14 protein-coding genes are annotated in these 19,524 nt (G+C 54.3%); 5 read left to right on the top strand and 9 right to left on the bottom strand.

Going from position 1 to position 19,524, the window contains the following annotated elements:
• Positions 1–168 precede the first annotated feature (168 nt).
• The 7 genes from BM123_RS21230 to rbfA form a co-directional block, all read right to left on the bottom strand.
• Positions 169–534 carry a DUF2200 domain-containing protein gene (locus BM123_RS21230; protein WP_090172696.1) on the bottom strand — a complete coding sequence of 122 codons (366 nt, stop codon included), beginning with the start codon at positions 532–534 and terminating at the stop codon, positions 169–171.
• A 128-nt stretch (positions 535–662) separates the two neighbouring features.
• Positions 663–1,460: a prolipoprotein diacylglyceryl transferase gene (gene lgt, locus BM123_RS21225; protein WP_090172694.1), complete on the bottom strand. Its 798-nt coding sequence runs from the start codon at positions 1,458–1,460 to the stop codon at positions 663–665.
• 237 nt (positions 1,461–1,697) lie between these two features.
• Complete coding sequence (locus BM123_RS21220) at positions 1,698–3,623, bottom strand: CBS domain-containing protein (protein ID WP_090172692.1); 1,926 nt, start codon at positions 3,621–3,623, stop codon at positions 1,698–1,700.
• A gap of 471 nt (positions 3,624–4,094) precedes the next feature.
• Complete coding sequence (locus BM123_RS21210; RefSeq protein WP_139212022.1) at positions 4,095–5,501, bottom strand: c-type cytochrome; 1,407 nt, start codon at positions 5,499–5,501, stop codon at positions 4,095–4,097.
• Positions 5,502–5,766: 265 nt separating this feature from the next.
• On the bottom strand, positions 5,767–8,505 hold the full coding sequence (locus BM123_RS21205; RefSeq protein WP_217642202.1) for a protein-disulfide reductase DsbD family protein: 2,739 nt from the start codon (positions 8,503–8,505) through the stop codon (positions 5,767–5,769).
• A gap of 181 nt (positions 8,506–8,686) precedes the next feature.
• Positions 8,687–9,469 carry a rhomboid family intramembrane serine protease gene (locus BM123_RS21200; protein WP_090172686.1) on the bottom strand — a complete coding sequence of 261 codons (783 nt, stop codon included), beginning with the start codon at positions 9,467–9,469 and terminating at the stop codon, positions 8,687–8,689.
• Positions 9,470–9,513: 44 nt separating this feature from the next.
• Entirely contained in the window at positions 9,514–9,888 is a 375-nt protein-coding gene (gene rbfA / locus BM123_RS21195) for a 30S ribosome-binding factor RbfA (RefSeq protein ID WP_090172684.1), read from the bottom strand.
• Between the two features lie 204 nt (positions 9,889–10,092).
• Between rbfA and BM123_RS21190 the strand changes: the two genes are divergently transcribed.
• From BM123_RS21190 to BM123_RS21180, 3 genes are all read left to right on the top strand, one after another.
• A complete protein-coding gene (locus BM123_RS21190) occupies positions 10,093–12,354 on the top strand; it encodes a hypothetical protein (protein WP_139212021.1) in 2,262 nt (753 codons plus the stop codon).
• A 102-nt stretch (positions 12,355–12,456) separates the two neighbouring features.
• Complete coding sequence (locus BM123_RS21185) at positions 12,457–13,998, top strand: hypothetical protein (protein WP_139212019.1); 1,542 nt, start codon at positions 12,457–12,459, stop codon at positions 13,996–13,998.
• Between the two features lie 55 nt (positions 13,999–14,053).
• The gene (locus tag BM123_RS21180; RefSeq protein ID WP_090172678.1) at positions 14,054–15,415 is read left to right on the top strand and encodes a DUF5723 family protein; all 1,362 of its coding nucleotides are present in this window, start codon (positions 14,054–14,056) and stop codon (positions 15,413–15,415) included.
• A 54-nt stretch (positions 15,416–15,469) separates the two neighbouring features.
• Here BM123_RS21180 and BM123_RS21175 read toward each other — a convergent pair whose 3' ends face one another.
• Positions 15,470–16,303 (bottom strand): SDR family oxidoreductase, encoded by an 834-nt coding sequence (locus BM123_RS21175; RefSeq protein ID WP_090172676.1) that lies wholly within the window; start codon positions 16,301–16,303, stop codon positions 15,470–15,472.
• 217 nt (positions 16,304–16,520) lie between these two features.
• Between BM123_RS21175 and BM123_RS21170 the strand changes: the two genes are divergently transcribed.
• Complete coding sequence (locus tag BM123_RS21170) at positions 16,521–17,099, top strand: hypothetical protein (protein WP_090172674.1); 579 nt, start codon at positions 16,521–16,523, stop codon at positions 17,097–17,099.
• 255 nt (positions 17,100–17,354) lie between these two features.
• Positions 17,355–17,975, top strand: a complete 621-nt coding sequence (locus tag BM123_RS21165) for a glycoside hydrolase family 25 protein (protein WP_175489503.1) — start codon at positions 17,355–17,357, stop codon at positions 17,973–17,975.
• Positions 17,976–18,300: 325 nt separating this feature from the next.
• On the opposite strand, the gene BM123_RS21160 is transcribed toward BM123_RS21165, so the two are convergent.
• Positions 18,301–19,401, bottom strand: a complete 1,101-nt coding sequence (locus BM123_RS21160) for a homoserine O-acetyltransferase family protein (RefSeq protein WP_090172671.1) — start codon at positions 19,399–19,401, stop codon at positions 18,301–18,303.
• Positions 19,402–19,524: the final 123 nt, after the last annotated feature.

The raw sequence follows: 19,524 nt of genomic DNA, 5'->3' as shown, positions 1-19,524 counted from the left end.
GATTGTTCTGCGGGCGGAGCTTTCAGGGCGCGTCCGCAGGTGCATAAGGATGGTTTTTCAAAAGGCAAGGTGCTCAGGCGAGCTCTCTCGTTACCTTTTTATATCATCCAATCAATAAGCGTTACAAAAATCTGTCTGAATTAACGGCGGTCAGTTGTAGACACGCTTCTAAGGCTCTCTCAGTATTTTTTCCATTTTACGTCCTCTGGCCAGTTCGTCTACCAGTTTGTCCAGATACCTTACCTGCTGGGTCAGGCTGTTCTCAATCTCCTCCACCCGATAACCGCAGATCACCCCTTTGATGAGGTGGGCATTAGGGTTTAAAGTCGCTTTTTCGAAGAAGGTCTCGAAGGTCACCCGAGCCTCCAAAAGCTCCTGAAGGGTTTCTTCGTTGTAGGCCGTCAGCCATTCAATTACCTGATGCAGCTCTTCCTTTGTTCTCCCCTTTTTTTCCACTTTCGTCACGTAGTGCGGATACACGGAAGCGAAGAGCATTTTAGCAATGCGTTCATCGTGTTTGCTGGTATCTTTCATGACCCTAAATTAAGAAAACTGAACATTTCCGGCAATGGAAGCAGGTGCGAGCTCTCGTCTTTTTTAAATTAATCCGCCGACTCAAGTCGGCGGCACGAGCTCCCCTTGCACCTGCGCTCCGGCGCCCCCTAAACCGTCTTCGCCCGCTGGCTATAAATCACCATGCCCAGTCCCAGCAGTACGCAGGGTACGCTCAGCCACTGCCCCGTGGTCAGCGCTTCGCCGAAACCGCCCTGATCACTCTTAAAGTATTCCCAGATAAAGCGGAAGCCGAAGATACCGATGAACCACAGCCCGGTCAGGAAACCTGGCTTTTTCCAGGCATCCCGCTTCCAGTACAGCCAAAGTAACACAACAAAAATGGAGAGATAGCTCAGCATTTCGTATAGCTGAACGGGGTGGCGGGGAACTTCCCCGAGGCTGGCCCGCGCGGCATTCACAAACTTGAAAGCCCAGGGCTTATCACTGGGAATACCGACGATTTCGGAGTTCATAAGATTACCAAAACGAATCATCGCTCCCACCAGAGCAATGGGTGCTGCCACTTTATCGCTTACCCAGAAGAAAGATTTCTTACTCACGAATTTACTGAACAGCCAAAGGGCCGTCACCACCCCGATTACCCCGCCATGACTGGCCAGGCCGCCTTCCCAAATCTTGATGATATCGCCGGGGTTAGCACTGTAATAATCCCACTGATAGAAAAGAACGTGCCCGAGGCGAGCCCCGAGAATGGTGCCTCCGATCAGGAAGTAGAACAGATAATCGAGCCAGGCTTCCGGAGCTTTCTCCGCCAGAAACATTTTACGTACCATGTAGAAGCCCAGCATGAAACCAAGGGCAAACATGAGGCCATACCAACGCAGTTGAATGGGACCGATGGAGACTATTTCGGGGGAGGCAGTCCAGGTAATGTAGCTAAGCATGAAAGGTGGGTTATTGGGGCGAAGGTAAGCCATTGAAATGGATGAGGGCGAGAGGGTGCGCATAACAAAATGTACAACCAGGTTCCAGAGCAACCTTCATCAATAGTAATTTCAGTATTTAGCGAACGGCGTTCAGAGCCGTGCAGCCTGAAGCTGTCCGCGATGGGTTACTCAAAGAATCGGGATAGTTAAAACAGGCTCGTTTGTGCATCTGGATATCCCGTCAGAAAGACCGACTTACTTCATCCGTTCAATCAGCCGGCCGCTCACGCGCAAAAAGTCCATTTCTGTGATAATTCCCACCAGTTCCTCATTTTTAATGACGGGTAAACATCCAAGTTTTTCGCCCCTCATTACTTGCATAGCATCTTTGATCGTTGTGTCGGGGGGAATCGTTTTTGGAGAAGTGATCATAATGTCTTTTACCTTCACGAAGCCTGCCTCTGGTGCATCCGGGCGTTCTCTGCGGGTATAGTATCTCAGCAGGGTCCGGGTAGTGATGAGGCCCGTCAAACAGCCTCTGCCATCTTCTACGGGTACATATCGCAGCTTACGCCAGTCCATCAGATTAGCCACCATTTCCAGGAGGTCGTCTTCATGAACCGTAAAGAGATCTGTTTCCATGAACTCTTCAACTCTCAGCCCTACCGGCTGGTAAGCTTTCAGATCACTGACATCCGGCAACGGCCAGGTGTGAACGGGCTGTTCCGACATTTGATTCCGGATCATGGCCGAAGTGATTACCGTCAGCCCTTCGTCCTGATTGACTTCTGCGCTCAACTTGGTAAATGACTGCAAGAGCCAGCGGGCGCCGGTTTTATGAGCTTTTGCACGAGCTTCAATAACGCCCAGGTATCGCTCGATGTCCTCTTCAACAATTCCACGGCTTTGCAGGCCTTCTTTGGCGATGGGGATCAACTCATTCAGAATCAAATCACAACAACCATATTTTTTGTTGTTGAACCAGGTTAGCTCCGTATCGACTCCGAACTGGGCGGCCTTGACGAAATTGTCTTTCGCATCCGCAAAGCTCATGTGCTCCCGGATATCCTTATACTTGTTAGCCATACCGATCATGGTGCCCAGCCAGAAGGCGGAGTTGGCCACCTGATCCAGTACGGTTGGCCCCGCAGGAATAACCCGGTTTTCAATCCTGAGGTGGGGCATTCCGTTATCGCTAATCCCATAGCAGGGGCGATTCCAGCGGTATACCGTTCCGTTGTGTACCTGCAAGGCTTTCAACTTTGGAATTCCATCCTGCCGGATGGTTTCCAGGCTGTTTTCTTCCACTTCTGCCCCGAGCAATACCCGAAAGCGGGCAATGTCTTCTTTGTAGATTTCCATGATGCTCTTATCGAGCCAGTCTGTGCCGAAGCTTACCCGAGGCTCAGGCTGCCGCATATGATCCTGCGTCGTTCGCACATCAAGGGCCTGCTGAAATAAGGCAATCCGGCTTTCGTGCCACAGCCGTTTGCCGAATACCAGAGGACTGTTGGCCGAGATGGCCAGAACCGGAGCAGTAATGGCTTGAGCAATGTTATATAAGGGGGCAAAAGTATCTGGTGTCACCTGCAAATGAACCTGATAACTCGTGTTACAGGCCTCCATCAGCGGGCTGTCATGGCTGATGAATAATTCATCGATGCCCGTCAGGCGAAGCTCAAAGCCTTTACTTGATTTGGATTGGGCACGGATGGCTTCTATCAGGGCCCGGTAACGGGGCTTCGGTGTCAGGTTCTCTAAAGAAAGATCAAACTTCCGGAGTGTAGGTAGTATTCCGGTCAGGACTACCAGTGCATCACTCTTTTTTGCCGCAGCAACAATGACGTCTAACTGTGCGCGATTCTCCGTTTCCATCAGGCGCAAAGCACGACCAGTGAATTCCTGAGGAGACAGATTACATTCCAGGTTAAAGCGTGCTATCTCCGTCGTTGCCCATGGATATTCTTTCAGGCGCTTGAGCACCTGCATGTTTTTCGGTTTCGGCTTCAGGGTCTTCTTATCCACCAAACACATCTCTTGTTCTGCGCCAATCCTGATGGTCTCAGTTTCAAACCAACCATGCTTAAGCATATATTCGAGTGCCTGAACATCTTGCAGAAGATGTCGGGCAAACTTAGTGCGGCTCTCGTCAGTCGGTACGTTTACTCTCTCTTCTCCCATAAATTTTTTGTGTGCGGTAGAGGCATTTAACTTTGTTTTAGTTTCCCCATTAAAGGCTACTACCGCTAAATCTACGGAGATGTATGTTTATTCTGGAATAAACGGGTAAAGTATTATTTTAAATTCCTTTTTGGCTCCAACGGGAAGATTTTCAAGGCACCGAAGTATGGTTGCTGAGCGAAGCCAAAGCACCGCTGCAAAAGGGAGAATTAAACGTAATACAAGCCCGCAGGGGGGGCAACTTTTCCGGCTACGCTTCCGTTTTTCCAGCATGAAAACCGCTAGATTTCGTTATGTACTAAGTCTTCTTTCTGCCAGCCTTATTGCTGGGTGCTTGTACATAATTAGCCAGGAGGGCTCCTCTCTGGGCCTTTGGCTCGTCATTGTCAGTCAGTGTCTGTTGATTATCGCTATGACTCTTGGTCAGGGGCGTAAAGGGGAAAAGTTGCCTCCGGTTAGCTAAAATCAGACTTACAAGGTCTTTAAGTATTCCACTACCGCCCAGCGCTCTTCTTCGCTCAGCTTATCCCCGAAGTAGTGGCCGTCCTTCCCGTAGCCAGGCACACTGCTGTCGAAGGTCCACTTGTCTTTTTTGGGCTCCGGATCGTAGTTCCAGCCCAGCCGCTTCCAGTCGTAGTCGGTGGATTTCCCGCTGCGCGTCCATCGTTCAGGTCGGGCCTTAGAATTAAGCACCTGGTAAATCGTTGGCACCGAACCATTGTGAAAGTAGGGTGCTGAAGCCCAGATGCCGTCCAGCGGCGGGGCAACGTAGCCGTCCGTAGGTTCAAAGCGCGACTTCGGCTCGCTGGTTGCAAACCAGCTCTTGTTGTACCAGTCCACGATGCCACTCTGACGAATGTAATCCGCATATAGCCGGTCCGTTTTGATCACATTGAGGTTTACCACCTTATTGGGGTAGGTATCGCCTTGGTCGGAGTAGGTCCCGTGGCAGCCCGAGCAGTGTTCATTAAACAGCGGCGCTCCGGCCGCTGCCAGGTCTTCGTCGATCTCCTTCGGGTAAGCCGGCGCCTCCAGGGTCAGCAACCAGGCGTATACATCTCTGAATGCTTCCACCGATGTCCGGCTGTGGCTGCTGTCCGGCACGCCCAACACACTGGCCTGTAGCAGGAGCTTAGGCATACTCCCCCGCCCAATACCATTGTAATAGAGCGTATTCTTTTTCTTGACGTGCCAGAGCGGCGGGGTGTCGGTGGCAATGTTGTAATCCCACATATCATACTGTGGCTCATCAACGTAGGTCAGGTCCTCCGGGTCCCGGTGCATCATGCAGGCTTCAGCCAGGCGGAAGGCGGGGTTCGAGCCCGGCTGGGTCGTCTTGATCTTCGGCGCCATGCGCCGGAAGTATTTCCCGAAGTCTTCAAAAGCGGCTGGTTGCAGGTCTTTCTTCTTGTTGTACTTCATGGTCATGCCAAAGCGCATCATGGTGCCCATAAAAACCATACTGCGTTCGTAGTCGCTAAAGCTATCTCCCAGCCCGATTACCAGCTCGCCGTCCACGCGCCCCGCGTGGCAGGTAAAGCAGTTGCCGTTGGCCACCTTCGCGCCGTTGGGGGCCGTAAAGGCGGTCATGAAGTAAGGTATTCCTTCGTTCAGTTCGTTGCGCTCATAGGGTTTGTCCTGCGGCATTTTGGGAGCAGCAGATTGCATGATCTCCAACGGGACGCCGCTGCCGATATAATCGCCATGAATGAGAAAATCAAACCCCGCCTCCGGGTCCCCGCTCAGGTCCTGCGGGCTGGCGGGCAAGACTTTCGTCTTCCACTCTCCACCAGATACTGCTTCCACTTCCGCCAGCGGACGGTAAGCGTTACAGGCCAATAAGAACAGCAATAGGGAAAGAACGGATAGTTTTCGCACGCAGTGTTTATGATGGTTACACTGGTAGAAGGAACGGGAGGCGAAAGGGTTCACTTTGTTTTACAAAGTTCTTCGTTTTTAACGTTTTGCAGGTTGCAGGTTGCAGGTTGCAGGTTGCAGGTTGCAGGTTGCAGGTTGCAGGAATTTTGGCCGTCTGGACTAAACCTCCAAGTAAGTTGGGATTTTTAACCGTATTTGGCCAATAATTTATTACTCCATGGGAGCCAATTTGCAACAATGCAACTTGCAACTTGCAACCTGTCCCCTACTTCGAGCTCAACTCCCGATAAGTACTCAAACCGCACTCCAGAAAATTCTGGTACACTTCCGCATCCGGGGTGTAGGCAACTGGTGGGTTAAGGGTAGTGCCGTCGGGGCTGACGAGCACGTAGTAGGGCTGAGAAGATTTGGCAAAAACGGTCTGTTCCAGATAGTGCCACTTTTCACCGACTTCGTCGATGAGCTTAGTCCGGCCGGAACCATCCTGCCGCACCACTTCCCGATGCTCTTCATCCGGCAGCTTGGAGCGGTCATCAACGTAAAGGCTAACGATTACGTATTCGTCGGTGAGGTAGCGGCGGACTTCCTCCTGCGTCCACACATTTTCCTCCATTTTCCGGCAGTTGACGCAGGTGTAGCCCGTAAAGTCGAGCATCACCGGCTTGTTCACCTCTTTGGCGTAGGCCAAACCCTCTTCCAGGCTTTTGAAAGGAGTGATATTCCGGTTTTTGTCGCAGGGCAGGAAGTAATTATAACACACGGGAGGGGCGATGCCACTCAGCAGGTTACGGTTTTTGTAGGTCCCCGTATGCCCGTCGGCCGTGAGGCCGAAGGCAAGGTAAGCCGTGAAGGCAACACCCGCCACGGCAATGGCCATACCGATGGGGCCGGTCTTACGTTTCTTGCTGTCCAGCGGGAAGCTGATGAAGCCAAAGAGGTAAGCGGCGATGCCAAGCGAGCAAAGAATCCAGATCAGGAGGAAGGGCTCGATGCGCAGCAAATCCCACTCGCCGACCAGGTCGGCGTTAGAGAGGAACTTAAAGGCCAGTGCAACCTCCACAAAGCCAAGTACCACTTTCACACTGTTGAGCCAGCCACCACTCTTGGGCAAGTTGTTCAGGAAGCCGGGGAAGGCAGCAAAGAGCGCAAAGGGCAGGCCGAGAGCTACCCCGAAGCCGGCCATACCGGCCGTCAGCGGCCAGGCACCATCACTTACGGCTTCAACGAGCAGACTACCCAGAATGGGGCCCGTACAGCTGAAGCTAACCAGGGCTAAGGTCAGCGCCATGAAGAAGATGCCCGTAATTCCACCAGTTCCTTCTGCCTGGCTGGCGCGGTTACTCCAGCTTTCGGGCAGGGTCAATTCATAGAAACCGAAGAAGCTGCCAGCGAAGGCAATAAAGACGGCAAAAAAGATCAGGTTCAGAGGAACCGAACTCGCAATACTGTTTAAGATTCCTGGGTCCAGCCCATCGAGCAGGTGGAAAGGCACACTCAGCAGCACGTAAATCATGAAGATGAAAAAGCCATAGAGGCCGGCCTTACGGATGCCTTCTCCGCGGCTGCCGCCGCTCTTGGTGAAGAAGCTCACCGTCAGGGGAATCATCGGAAAAATACAGGGCATCAGCATCGCCAGCAGGCCTCCCAGAATACCGAGGCCAAAGATGGACAGCAGGCTTTTTCCGGCCGTTTCCCGGGCACCTTCACTGCAGGTACCAACGGGTTCGGGGTTAAAGGCAACACCCAGCCCCAGTTCATTTGCTGCCGGAGCTACAATGTCTCCACCGCCGGCGGAAGCTTCCGTTCCGGTCAGTCCATCGATACTGGCAACGGGCGTAGCGCCTGATAAATCCAGGCTGAAGGGCACCTCTTTAGGCGGGAAGCACATCTCATCGTCACAGGTCTGGTAGTAGACGTATCCGTTGATGGCTTTAGCGGCATCCGTCACTTCTACCAGCTGGCTGTAGGTGACCGTTCCGCCGTCGATTTTAGCCATGTCCGCTTCCCAGGTCTTATCGTACTTCACTTTAAGGGTGGCGCTCTCTTCCGTAGGCTCTCCGATGGCCGTAACGCCTTCTTCCGCTGTCACCCTAAACTCCGTGGGGATGGCCCCGGGGTCAGGGTCGGCGTCCATGCTGTAGGTTGTCCAGCCTTCCGTCAGGGTTCCCGTCAGGGAGACGCGGTATTGGTTACCGTCCAGTTTGTCGGCGGTAAAAGCCCAGCTCACCGGGTCATTTTCGCTGGCGGCAACGCCCTGCGCTTTGTAGGTTCCTGTGACGCGGAGTGGCTTTGTTTCGAGGGTGGGCTCCAATTCGTCCCGCTTAACCTTTTCGGGTTGGGTAGTGGCGGGTATTGACGTAGTGGAAGTAGTGGGCGCGGCCGCAGGTGCAGGGGTCTGTTTGGGGGCAGAGGCCTGCGTGGCATTTCCTCCCGCGCCTCCGGCGCCGGAAGAAGAGGAGGCTCCATTGCTACCCGTATTATTCTCCACGACCGGTGCCGCCGGCTCGGGCGCAGAGGGGGTATCCACCGCGCCATTGCCGGGGCCCGCCGGAGCAATCTCGTAGGTATGAACTTCATCCGTTGGCGGCAGACACTGCTCATCGTCGCAACACATGTATTCCACCATCACGTCGATGGGCTTACCGTAGTCCGTTATTTTCACCCGCTGGGTGAAGTAGACCGGTTCGTCGCTGAGGAACTTCATCACGTCTACGCCGAACATATCATCCATGCCGGACTTGAGGTGCCCTTTTTCTACCGACTTGCCCTTCAGTTCATAGTGGTCTCCCTCCGTCCAGGTGAAGCTGGTCGGTATAGGGCCGCCCTCCGGTGTGTACTGGCTGTAAATTGCCCACTTATCTTCAGCGGTAGCCTTGGCAATCAGGTTGAATTCGTCTCCCTCAATGTGCTCATAGCTGAAGTCCCAGCTAATGGGGCTGGCAAACTGGGCCGACAGGCCCAGGGTAAAGGAAAAAAGGAGGAAAGTAAAAATAGATCGCAGCATGGAAGGTGCATTTGCTTAAACGGGGCAAAAATACGGACTTATTCAACGTCTGAAAGGTCAGGAAGTTATGTCAGCCCACTTTCAATACTACAAATGTAATACTTCTTTTCGGTTCACCTTCCTTTCAGGGATCATTAACAGGGCGTTTGCATCCATGGAAATACTAACCTCCAGGGCAATCCTACCGCCGTAACTTATCTTCTTCCTTCAGGCGCTCGAGCCGCTTCCAGAAAGCTTCCTGCTCTTGTTGTTTAGCCTCAAACTCCCGTTGCTTCTTCGTTTTCACGAAGGCATCGGGCTCGAGGAAGTGTTCTTTTTCGGTCGGCTTACGGCGTTCGGCGTTCTTGCGGCGGGTTTCGATTTCGTGGTCTTCCAGCTGGTCTTTGAACAGCCAGCCGGCGAATGCGCCCATCACGCCGCCCAGCAGGTGCCCCTCCCAACTGATGCCCTCCTGCCCGGGCAGGATGCCGGCGGCCAGGCCGCCATAATAGAACACCACGATAAGCGCCACGACGATCGCCCGGAAGTCTCGCCGAAAAATGCCGCTAAAAGCCAGAAAGGTTGCCAGCGCGTAGACCAGTCCGCTGGCCCCGATGTGTGCTTCAGGCAAAACACTCAGATCGATGAGTGCATTCAGCGGTTTACCCAAGACCCAAAGTAAGCCCCCCGCACCGAGCCAGAGCGTAGCCAGCACCCTCGGCCATAGCCGTGGGTAGAAAAAGATCAACATTCCACTGAGCGACAAAAAGGGCAGCGAATTGCTCAGCAAGTGCCCCCAGCTACCGTGAAGCAGAGGCATGGCCAGTATTCCCTTCAGTCCGACCATCTCATTAGGCCGGAGCGCATACCAGTTGGTAAGGCTTCCTCCAGTCAGGTAAGTATCTACGATAAAGACTACCCACATCAGGGCCAGCATGACGATGGGCCACTTGATGACGTTGCGAAGGTTACGTTTGCTGATCATAAGCTGGGGGAATGTGTGGTTAGGAGCGCGCCTGAACGGACGACCTACTTGTCTTCCGGCATTTGGTCTTCGTCATACAGCTTATCGAAGAGATTCTCTACGCGGTTCATTTCGTCGAGCGTTTCATCGATGTAGAAAGCGATGGCCGGAATACGACGAATATGGCGCTTGAGCCGGTGTGCGAGACTAGACTTCAGTCGCTGGTGCTCTTCTTCCATTTGCAGGATGACCGCCTGCTTATTGTCCGTATTCCAGATGCTCAGGTAAATTTTAGCCTGGCTCAGATCCGGCGTCGGATGCACCTCGGTCACCGTCACCAAAGGCTGAGCGCCATAGATGTAAGGGCCTTCCTGCTGCAGGACGATGCTGAAATTGCGCTTGATCATTTCGGCAACCTGCCGCTGTCGTTTGGATTCCATGATGAGGGATTTGAGAATGAGAACGCGCGGGTTAGGGAGTCAGTTGCACCGTTGGTATAGGGAGTTGTGATGTTTGTCTTACGCGAGCCAGGAATTGCTTCATCTCTTTTTTGGGGAAGGTAGCCATTGTCGTCTGTAAGCAATGCGCTTAAAAACATCTCTTTGCACCTGCGTTTGCGCCCCAAAATCGTAGCTTTAGCCATCATGCAAAATTTCTTCCGGGACATACTGCATTCCTTTTCTGTGCAACTCCTGCTGTTGCACCTCCGGAGTAATTTTCTCCTGCTGGCGGTATGGGTGTTGTTGGTACTGATGATGAGCGGATTATTGGGCCCGAACCTGGGCCTTCAGTACCTTTTCCTGGATCCCGAGTATTTGGGAGACACGGACTTCTGGTCCTTTTTCATTGTTGGTGGTGCCTTCGGCTTTTTCACTATGAGCTGGAATCTGGGCACCTACCTGCTCATTGGCGGCTACTTTAATTTTCTCGCCAGCCTTTCCCGCCCTTTTTTTAAATACTGCATCAATAATGCACTCCTGCCGCTGGCCGTATTCCTGTTTTACTGTGGCCTGCTCGTTCATTTCCTCCGCCCCGGGAAGGACATTCAGCCCGACCGCTGGCTCATTGGCGAGAGCCTGAGCGGGCTCATTCTGGGCCTCATCATCAGTCTTTTTGTTTACGCTATTTACTTTAACCTGACCAATCGGGACATCGGCTACTATCAGCCCCGTTTCCGGGAAGCGCCACCCAACATGGGGCCCGGTCAGAGCCGTAAACGGACCAGCGGATACCGCCCCTACCGCGCCAAAGCACTGGCGCCCATGCTGACAAAAATGTACGACAACCCCTATGACGTAAAAACGTATCTGGGAGAGAACCTGCGGACTCGCCTGGTGCGCTCCGTTGCGCATTATGACTCTGCTGTGCTTCAGGGTATTTTCCGCCAAAATCACCTGAATGCCATCGTGCTTCAGCTTGGCACCATCATCGCCCTGGCCCTGCTTGGCCTGCTGATTGATCAACCCTTATTTCAGATTCCGGCCGGCGCCAGTTTCCTGGTTATGTTCAGTCTCATTGTTGCCATTATTGGCGCCATTAGCTACTGGTTTTCCGAATGGCGTTTCGTGCTGATGGTTTGCTTACTGGCAGTCTTCAACTACATTTCCAGCGGCCCTTTATTCCGCCACGGCAACCAGGCTTACGGCCTTGACTATTCCACTACGGCCGACTACACTACCGAGCGGCTGAAGGCTCTGGCCGGCAGCGAGCAGCTCGGGCAAGACATCGCCGCCTCCCGCAACATTCTGGAGCGTTGGAAAGCCCGGCAGCCAGCAGATAAACCGCCCCTCATCATCGTCTGCGCCTCCGGTGGCGGGCTGACCGCCGCGCTTTGGGCTACTCACGTCACTCAAACGCTGGAACAGTGTACCGGCGGCAACTTCATCCGGTCAACGGCGCTCATGACCGGGGCCAGTGGCGGGCAGGTGGGCCTGGCCTACCTGCGGGAGTCTTACCTGAGCGACCCTGAATTCCACCTCAATGACGCCCTCCGACTGGACCGCATCAGCCGCGACTTATTGAACCCGGTTGCCTTTTCCCTGGTAAGCAATGATCTCTTTTTACCCTTTACCCGGGTAAAAGTTGGTGGCAAATCTTACCGGCGGGACCGTGCCTATAGTTTTGAACAGGAGCTGGCCACCAATACGGGTAGTATTCTTAACAAACCGCTGTGGAAATACCGGCAGCCGGAGCAGGAAGCCCGTATCCCGATGATGTTCGTCACCCCCAGTATTGTGGAGGATGGCCGGCGGATGGTCATTTCCCCACAGGGGGTAAGTTACATGACCGCCTCACCAGCCGCTCTGCGCGGAGATTTGCCGCTGCAGCCCGACATGGTTGACTTTCGCTGGCTGCTACAGGATCAGGAACCGGACAGCCTCCATTTCGCCACTGCGCTGCGGATGAACGCTACTTATCCCTACGTACTTCCGCTCGTGCGCCTGCCCACTAAGCCTTCCATTCGTTTAATGGATGCCGGCTACCGGGACAACTATGGCGTCGTTTCCGCCGCCCGCTTTGTGACCACCTTTAAGGATTGGTTGCTGGAAAACACTTCAGGGGTCCACTTCGTGCAGATCTCCGCCTTCCGGGAAGGAGCTGAAAAAGAGGAACGGGACGACCGGCGGGGAGCCATCGAAAGTCTCTTCAGTCCGGTCGGCGTTGCCGGTAATATTCTTAGCGTACAGATTCTCGACCAGGAGGTTTTGCTGGGGCAGTTGGCGGAGTCTTTAGGGCCCGACCGTTTTTTCCTGCACCGCTTCAATTATGAGTCTGATGCAGATGACCCGCTGCGGACCTCCGTTTCCTTTCACCTCACAGACCGGGAGCAGATGCAGGTACTCCAGGCAATCGACGAAAAAGAATTTCAGGAGCGACTGGATCGTTTGATCCGGGTGATCGAATAGTTAGTAAAGTAACTATTCTGTTGATCAACGTCATAAACAGTCCAGAGCAGCCCTTACCTTCGTAATTCTAGTGGCTAAGCCCCCCGACCATAAAACCAACGAATGAAACCGCATTATCTACTATTGCTGGCCCTGGTGGTTAGTGGTCTTACCTCCTGTAATGACCAGCTGGAAGACCTCTCACAAATTGACGAGACCCGCTTTTCGGCAGAATACGCTTTGCCGCTCATTGACAGTGAGGTAAAGCTCAAAGACCTGATCGGTGACGTAACGGACAATGTCTCCCTCTCGGTAGACCCTGACGGCTTACTTCGCTTCCGCTACTCCGGAGAGGTTCCGGCAGTAGCCGGAGATGTGATCTTCGCCAGGCTCAACGCCCTGGGGCAAGGGATTTTGCTCCCCATTACCCAGCGGCGGCAGGCAGCCCCCTTTGCCGGAGCAGACGATGTAGACATCGACGAAGTCCACATCAAAAGCGGGCTGCTGAACTACAGCCTGCCCAACCGCTACGACCGCCCGGTAACGGTGACGCTGAGCATCCCCGATGCGACGCTGGACGGTGAGGCTTTTGTAATCAGCGGACAACTCCCGGCTTACAGCGGTAGCGGTACGCCTCCGGCGCTGAGTAACCCCGATGCGGCCGTCGATCTGGATGGTTACATACTGGACCTGCCGAATGACTCCCTCTACTTCGAGTACAGTATCCGGGACGATGCGGGCAACGAACTGGAGCCCGTCGATGGAACGGTGGTGACCATCATCAACCTGGCCTTCAGCTATATGGAAGGTTACCTGGGGCAAGAGCTTTATCCCGGAGGGCGGGACACCATTGCGGTCAATTTCTTTGATCGCTATCTGGAGGGGGAGGTTTACTTCGCCGACCCTACCATTACCATTACGATGCTCAACTCCTTCGGGCTACCGGCCAGGGCGCTCGTTGACGTGCTGAGCGTCATTGACCTGGACGGTAACGTGCTACCCATTACCGGGCAGGGCATTGACGATGGCTTCGACTTTGAGTACCCCCGGGTGCCGGGGGAAGAGGCAACAACGGTGTTCGTCTTTGACACCAGCAACTCCAACCTGGACCAGATCCTGAGCGCGCGGCCCGTTGCGCTGGATTACGAGATCAATGCACTCGTTAATCCGGATGCGGACACGGACATCCTGGGCTTTCTGACGGACAGCTCCGCCTACCAGGCGAAAGTAGACGTGGAGCTCCCGCTGATCGGAAGCGCCGATCGTTTTACCGTTCGGGACACCGTGCCGCTCAACATCGTGGACCAGTATGAGAACGTAACGGAAGTCACCTTCCGGCTCACGACCAAAAACGGGCTCCCCATCGACCTGGAAGCGGAGGGCACCTTCCTGGACGCGAACGACAATGCGGTGGCTGACCTGACAAACGGAGAACTCACCCTGCTGCAAGCCGGCCCCGTCGACGAAAACGGAGAGGCCCTGGAGCAAGTAAGCCTGACGCAAGACATCGTGCTGGCCGGAGAGCGGCTGGAAGCTATCCGTTCAGCGGACCGACTGGTGCTGACCTTTCGTATCTCGACCGCCGGAGGCGGGACGGACTTCGTGCGGGTAACGGACGAGCAGGAGCTCATTGTCCGGCTGGGAGCCATAATTAAGGTGGAATAATTCCTTGCTACCAAACTTTTCATTGCATCCCGCGGCTGCGCAAAAAACGTCAGGCATGAATTTTCTACGTCTATCCTCCTTTCTTCTTCTGTTGCTTACGACAACCCTTTCCGCTCAGGATCTCACCACGCCCATGCTGACGCAGATCTGGCAGTCGACCTTCAGCAACCCGGCGCTTTATGGTCAGCAAGCTGGCCGAATTACCATCGGCCTTCCGGGCGTCAGCAATGACCTGGCCGCCGAGAACATCACTTACAACGAACTGCTCTACACCGAAAACGGCCAGCGTATTCTTGACCTCAGCAGCCTGCCAGATTTGCTGAGTGAACGCAATGGCCTTCGTAATGACTTCAGCCTGGAAACCATCGGAGCCAGCCTGCGGGGCGATCGCCTGAGCGTCGGGGTTTACCACCGTTTACGCGCATTTGGTGAGGCGGACTACCCCAAAACACTCGTACAAGTCATTGCCCAGGGCAACGCTCAGTTCATCGGTCAGACCGTCGAAATTGCTCCCCTCGGCTACGCCACCAGCTACCACGAAATTGGCTTTGGCGCCAGCGTTGGCATCACCGAGAACATCTTTTTCGGCGCCCGCATCAAGTACCTGAGCGGGATCGCTGACTTGCGCACAACGCTCGACGGCAGCCTGCAACTAACTACCGGAGAGGAAAATTTCACCCTGACCCTTGATCAGGATCTGACCATCAACACCGCCGGCACGATCGACTATAATGGTCTGGATGACATCAACGTCAATTACGACCTGAACCGCATTGAAACCGACGACCTGTTTAGCAACAACAACGGCCTGGCTTTTGACCTGGGCCTTTTTGCTGATTTCGGTCCTCTCCGTGTACAAGCAGCCGCCAACGATCTGGGGGCAAAGATCAATTGGGAAAACGACGTAAACAACCTTCGCCTGGAAGGCATCGATGAGTTCAGTGGGCTCGACATTCTGGAACAGCTGCTGCAAGACTCGGTGTCTTTCGCCGGTGCTATTGATAGTCTCCGCGCTCAGTTTGAGCCCGTCGAAACCAATGAAGCCTACCGCAGTGACCTCCCTTCCACTTACCTGATCGGTGGCGAGTATGACATCACCGACCGACTGACAGCCGGGGCCCTGCTCGTACATTACAACCGCACCGTCAACTCCGAAACGGCCTTCGCCATTAATGCCCGCTATCAGGTCATTGAGCAACTTACTGTAGGTTTGAACGTCAATTCCCGCCGGGGGGCTTCGGCGAACCTTGGTATGCACCTAATGGCCAACCTTGGCCCGGTTCACCTGCTGGCCAGTACCGATAATTTGCTCACGGTGTTCCGGCAGAAAGACAGCTCCCGGGCGGCCGTACGGCTGGGCGCTGCACTGAGTTTCGGAGGGCCGAAGGCGGAGAAAAAAGGGGATGATAAACAGTAGTGCAACACCCGGCAACTTGCAACTTGCATCTTGCAACCTGTAACCTGTAACCTCCTAATACCGCTTATTCCCCTCCATATTTTTCAGGAAGATTTTATCCTGCACCCGTTTTGGCAACTGCTTAAGGATACGGACGACCCAGCTTTTGGGCATTACGAGTTGGTGAGGGCGGGGGCGGGAAGATTCCAGTGTTTTCAGGATTACACCCGCTACGTGTTCGGGCGTAACGCCACCGGCTTCGGCGTTTTCTACGTAGGGAATGAGCTTTTCCAGAATGTAGGCATAGCGGGTGCCCTCGTAGGCTTTGGTCTGGGTTTTGGCCTTAGTCCAGATGGGCGTTTTCACCGGTCCGGGGGCGATGCTGACGGCGTCGATACCGAAGGGGACCAGTTCGCGGCGCAGGCCATCCGTGACGGCTTCCATGGCAAATTTACTGGCCGAGTATATGCTGGTAAAAGGAGCCGTAACGTAGCCGGAGACACTGCTGATGTTGATGATTTTCACGTTGGCCTCGCCCGCCTCGCGGGCGGCGTGGAGTAGCGGCAGGGCCTCCTGACAAACGGCGAGGCTGCCAAAGACATTCACGTCGAACTGCCGGCGGTAGTCTTCCTCGGCGAGGGTTTCGAGTGGCCCGGAGACGGCGATACCGGAGTTGTTGATCACGGCGTGGAGCGTCTCGCCACTGGTCCGGATCGTTTCGATGGCCGCAGCGATGGATGCACGATCGGTGACGTCCATAATCAGGGCGCTGAACGCAGGATGCAGAGAAAGTTCGCTGGCATCAGAGATCCGGCGTACCGTCCCAAAGACGCGATGCCCCTTAACGAGTAAAGCTTCGGCCGTGGCCCGGCCGATGCCGGAGGAGGTGCCGGTGAGGAGGATGGTCATGGGAATTGGTATTTTGGTTCTTTGGGCTACCGCTGTTAGTAGTGAGCCAGGACGCTCGAAGGATGCTGCCGCGACGCTTTGAGGTCAGCAAATGTCCTTGCAAGAACAGCTGTTAAGCATTTGGCTGGAAAGATTTAAGACTACTTTATCAACGAAAGTATGGCATTACGTTGTCTTTACTCCGAACTTCGGTCTTACAAACAAAATATACTAACCCATGAAAACCAACTCTCTACCCCTTCTTCTCCTTCTATGCATCGGCTTACTGAGCTGGTCTTCCTGTGTAGACGACACGGATGACCCACTGGTGGATAGCCTCAACTACGACGGCCCCAACTTCACGGCTCCGAACAACGGCATTGGCTTTACCACCTTTGCCGCCTACTTCCCCGAGAACGAAGTACGTCCTTTTATCGGTCGCACGCTGGAGAGCGTTGAATTCTGGCTGGAGCGCATCCCGCTCAACACCAACGTCATCATTTATGATGAAGGCCCGGACGATTTGGCCCCCGGCGACGAAATTTACCGCATTAACCTCAACAACCGTATCAACAATACGGGCTGGATTACCCACCGTATTCCCGGCGGCATCCAGCTGGCAGGTGGCGGTATATGGCTGGCCGTAGAAACTGAAATTGATGCGGTGGGCCAGTCCGTTGGTTGTGATCAGGGCCGTAATTACAGCCCTAACGGAGACCGTCTTCAGACGCCCGATGGCACATGGACAAGCTTCAACACCATCACCGGGTCTGAACAAATAAACTGGAATATCCGCGGGCTACTGGCTGTGGAGTGATGATCGGGTTTGTACCGCCGACTGCGGTTCCCGTCTGCCTTCGGCGGTCAGTCGGCTGGCGGTCTTTCCATCGACTTCAGTCGGCGGTACAAACCATAATTCCTTACCTTAGCCACTGCATTAACCACCAAAAAAACCATCGACTCTCTATTCCAAATACGCCTCCTGCTTTGTGCCCTGCCATTACTTTGGTTAACGGCCTGCCTGCCCGACCGGCCCGATGCGGCCGACCGCTATGAGGTCGTTGGTGTAGATGTGAGCCATTATCAGGGAGTCATTGACTGGGCTGCGCTAGCAGATGATGGCCACGATTTTGCCTTTATTAAGGCTACGGAGGGCGAAGAATTACAGGATCATGCTTTTGCCGGCAACTGGTTTGAGGCTGGCAAAACGGGTATGCGTCGGGGTGCCTACCATTTCTTTCGCCCCGAAGTAGCTCCCGCCACTCAGGCCAAAAATTTCTTCTCTGCCGTGGAGCTACGGCCCGGCGATCTGCCGCCCGTCCTCGACGTCGAAGACCGCGGCAAACTCTCCCCCGCCCAGCTCGTCACCGCCGTAAAACAGTGGGGGCAAATGGTGGAAGTCCGCTACGGCGTCAAGCCCATCATCTACACCGGCCAAAACTTCTACAACCGCTTCCTGGCCGGCCAGCTGGACGACTTCCCCCTCTGGCTCGCCCGCTACGACGCCGAAGAACCCGTCACCGTCTGTGGCCGCGACTATGCCTTTTGGCAGTATACGGACGAAGGGCGTTTGCCCGGTGTCGTCGGCGATATCGACCGCAATGTTTTCCTGGGCAGCCACCTTGATCTGGCGCTGCTTTGCATCCCGCCCGTGAGGACGGGAGAGGATGACTTGGCGGAGTTTGGGGAGTGAGGAGAGAGATGGAAATTTTAAGTTATCACACAATTCGCAGGTAACTTTATCTTTGGCATGGTTGCTAACTTTAACATCAAACTATATGTCGATGGAATCCATCAAGGAATTGCAATCAAGTCTGTCAAGGATGATTTATCTAATCGCTAACCTGTCTTCGCTTAAGCAGATAAAATCTACGGTAGAGAAGTTAGTGCCCGGTAGTAACCAGCCCTCTCCATCAGATTTGCCTTGGTCCGATGCAACACTTAAGCTCAAGTCGATAACTACTTTTCAGGATGAGTGTCATTTATTTTTCTAAACATAACGATTAAAACAACTACCCTCACACCTCCTCCGTCCCCGGAATCGCAAAAGACCGCCCGCTCAAGCCATCGGTAAAGGCGTGTTTGGTGCCTTCATCAATCTGTAACTGATCAACGAGAAAGGCGGCGAGTAGTAGGCCGATGGTGGGGGTTTCGACGAGGAAGCCGTCGTGGCCGTAGTCCGACTGCATCACGTCCATGCGGCTGTTTTTAATGTAGCGGCTCAGGAAAGCCTGCTCTTCGGTGGGGAAGAGGACGTCGGTGTCGATGCTGATGATGAGCGTCGGAGAGGAGATCGTTCCCAGGGCATCTTCACTGCACCCGCGTCCGCGCCCTAAATGATGGGTATCCATGCTTCTCGTCAGTGCGTAGTAACAGGCAGGATCGAAACGTTTCCACAGCTTGTAGCCCTGGTAGCGTTGGTAGCTGCTGGCGCGGAAGTCGTCGATGTCATCGGGTGAGGTCGGTTGTTGGGTAGCGTCGTACGTGCGGTAGTGTCGGTAGGAGAGCACGGCCATGGAGCGGGCGGCTTCGAGGCCTAAGCGCCCGGCGTCCGGCGCATCGGTGCCGAGGGTAGCGTCCGCGCGGAGGGCCATCCGCTGGCTTTCGTTGAAGGCCACGCCGTAGGGGCTGTGGCGGGCGTTGGTCGCCAGCAGGCAGAGCAACTCGATTCGGTCGGGTTGCAGACAAGCCCATTCGCCTGCATGCTGGCCGCCCATACTCCCGCCCATGAGCAGGCGGATACGGTTGATGCCGAGATAGTCCGCCACCAGAGCAAAAAAGCGGGCATTATCCCTTGTGGTAACTAAGGGAAAATCGAGGCCGTAAACTTTGCCCGTCTCCGGGTTCACACTTTTTGGGCTTGTACTCCCGTAGCTACTGCCGATCATGTTGACGCAGACGATGAAGTATTGGTCTGGATCCAGGGTAAAACCTTTGCCCACCAGACCGGGCCACCAGTCTTCGGCGTCGCTGTTGGCCGTGAGGGCGTGGCAAATCCAGATGACATTGTCCTTGTTGGCATTCAGCTTTCCATAGGTATGGTAAGCCGCCGTCAGGGAAGGCAGTGTCTCGCCGGATTCGAGCGCGAAGGGGTGGTTTATGTGGAGGTATTTGGTCAAGTTGGTATTTTGGTTCTTTGGTCTTTTGCTGGACTTTAGCCATTTTTAAAGTAGAAACTCCGGCGAGTTGCATCTTCGAGGTATCTGACCACTTCGATTATGACAACCCTTCCTCCGGAGTTT

The organism is Neolewinella agarilytica (genome assembly GCF_900110645.1).
Classification (GTDB): Bacteria; Bacteroidota; Bacteroidia; order Chitinophagales; family Saprospiraceae; genus Neolewinella; species Neolewinella agarilytica.
The sequence above is the reverse complement of the archived record's forward strand: the minus strand, read 5'-3'. Positions and strand labels throughout refer to the sequence as shown.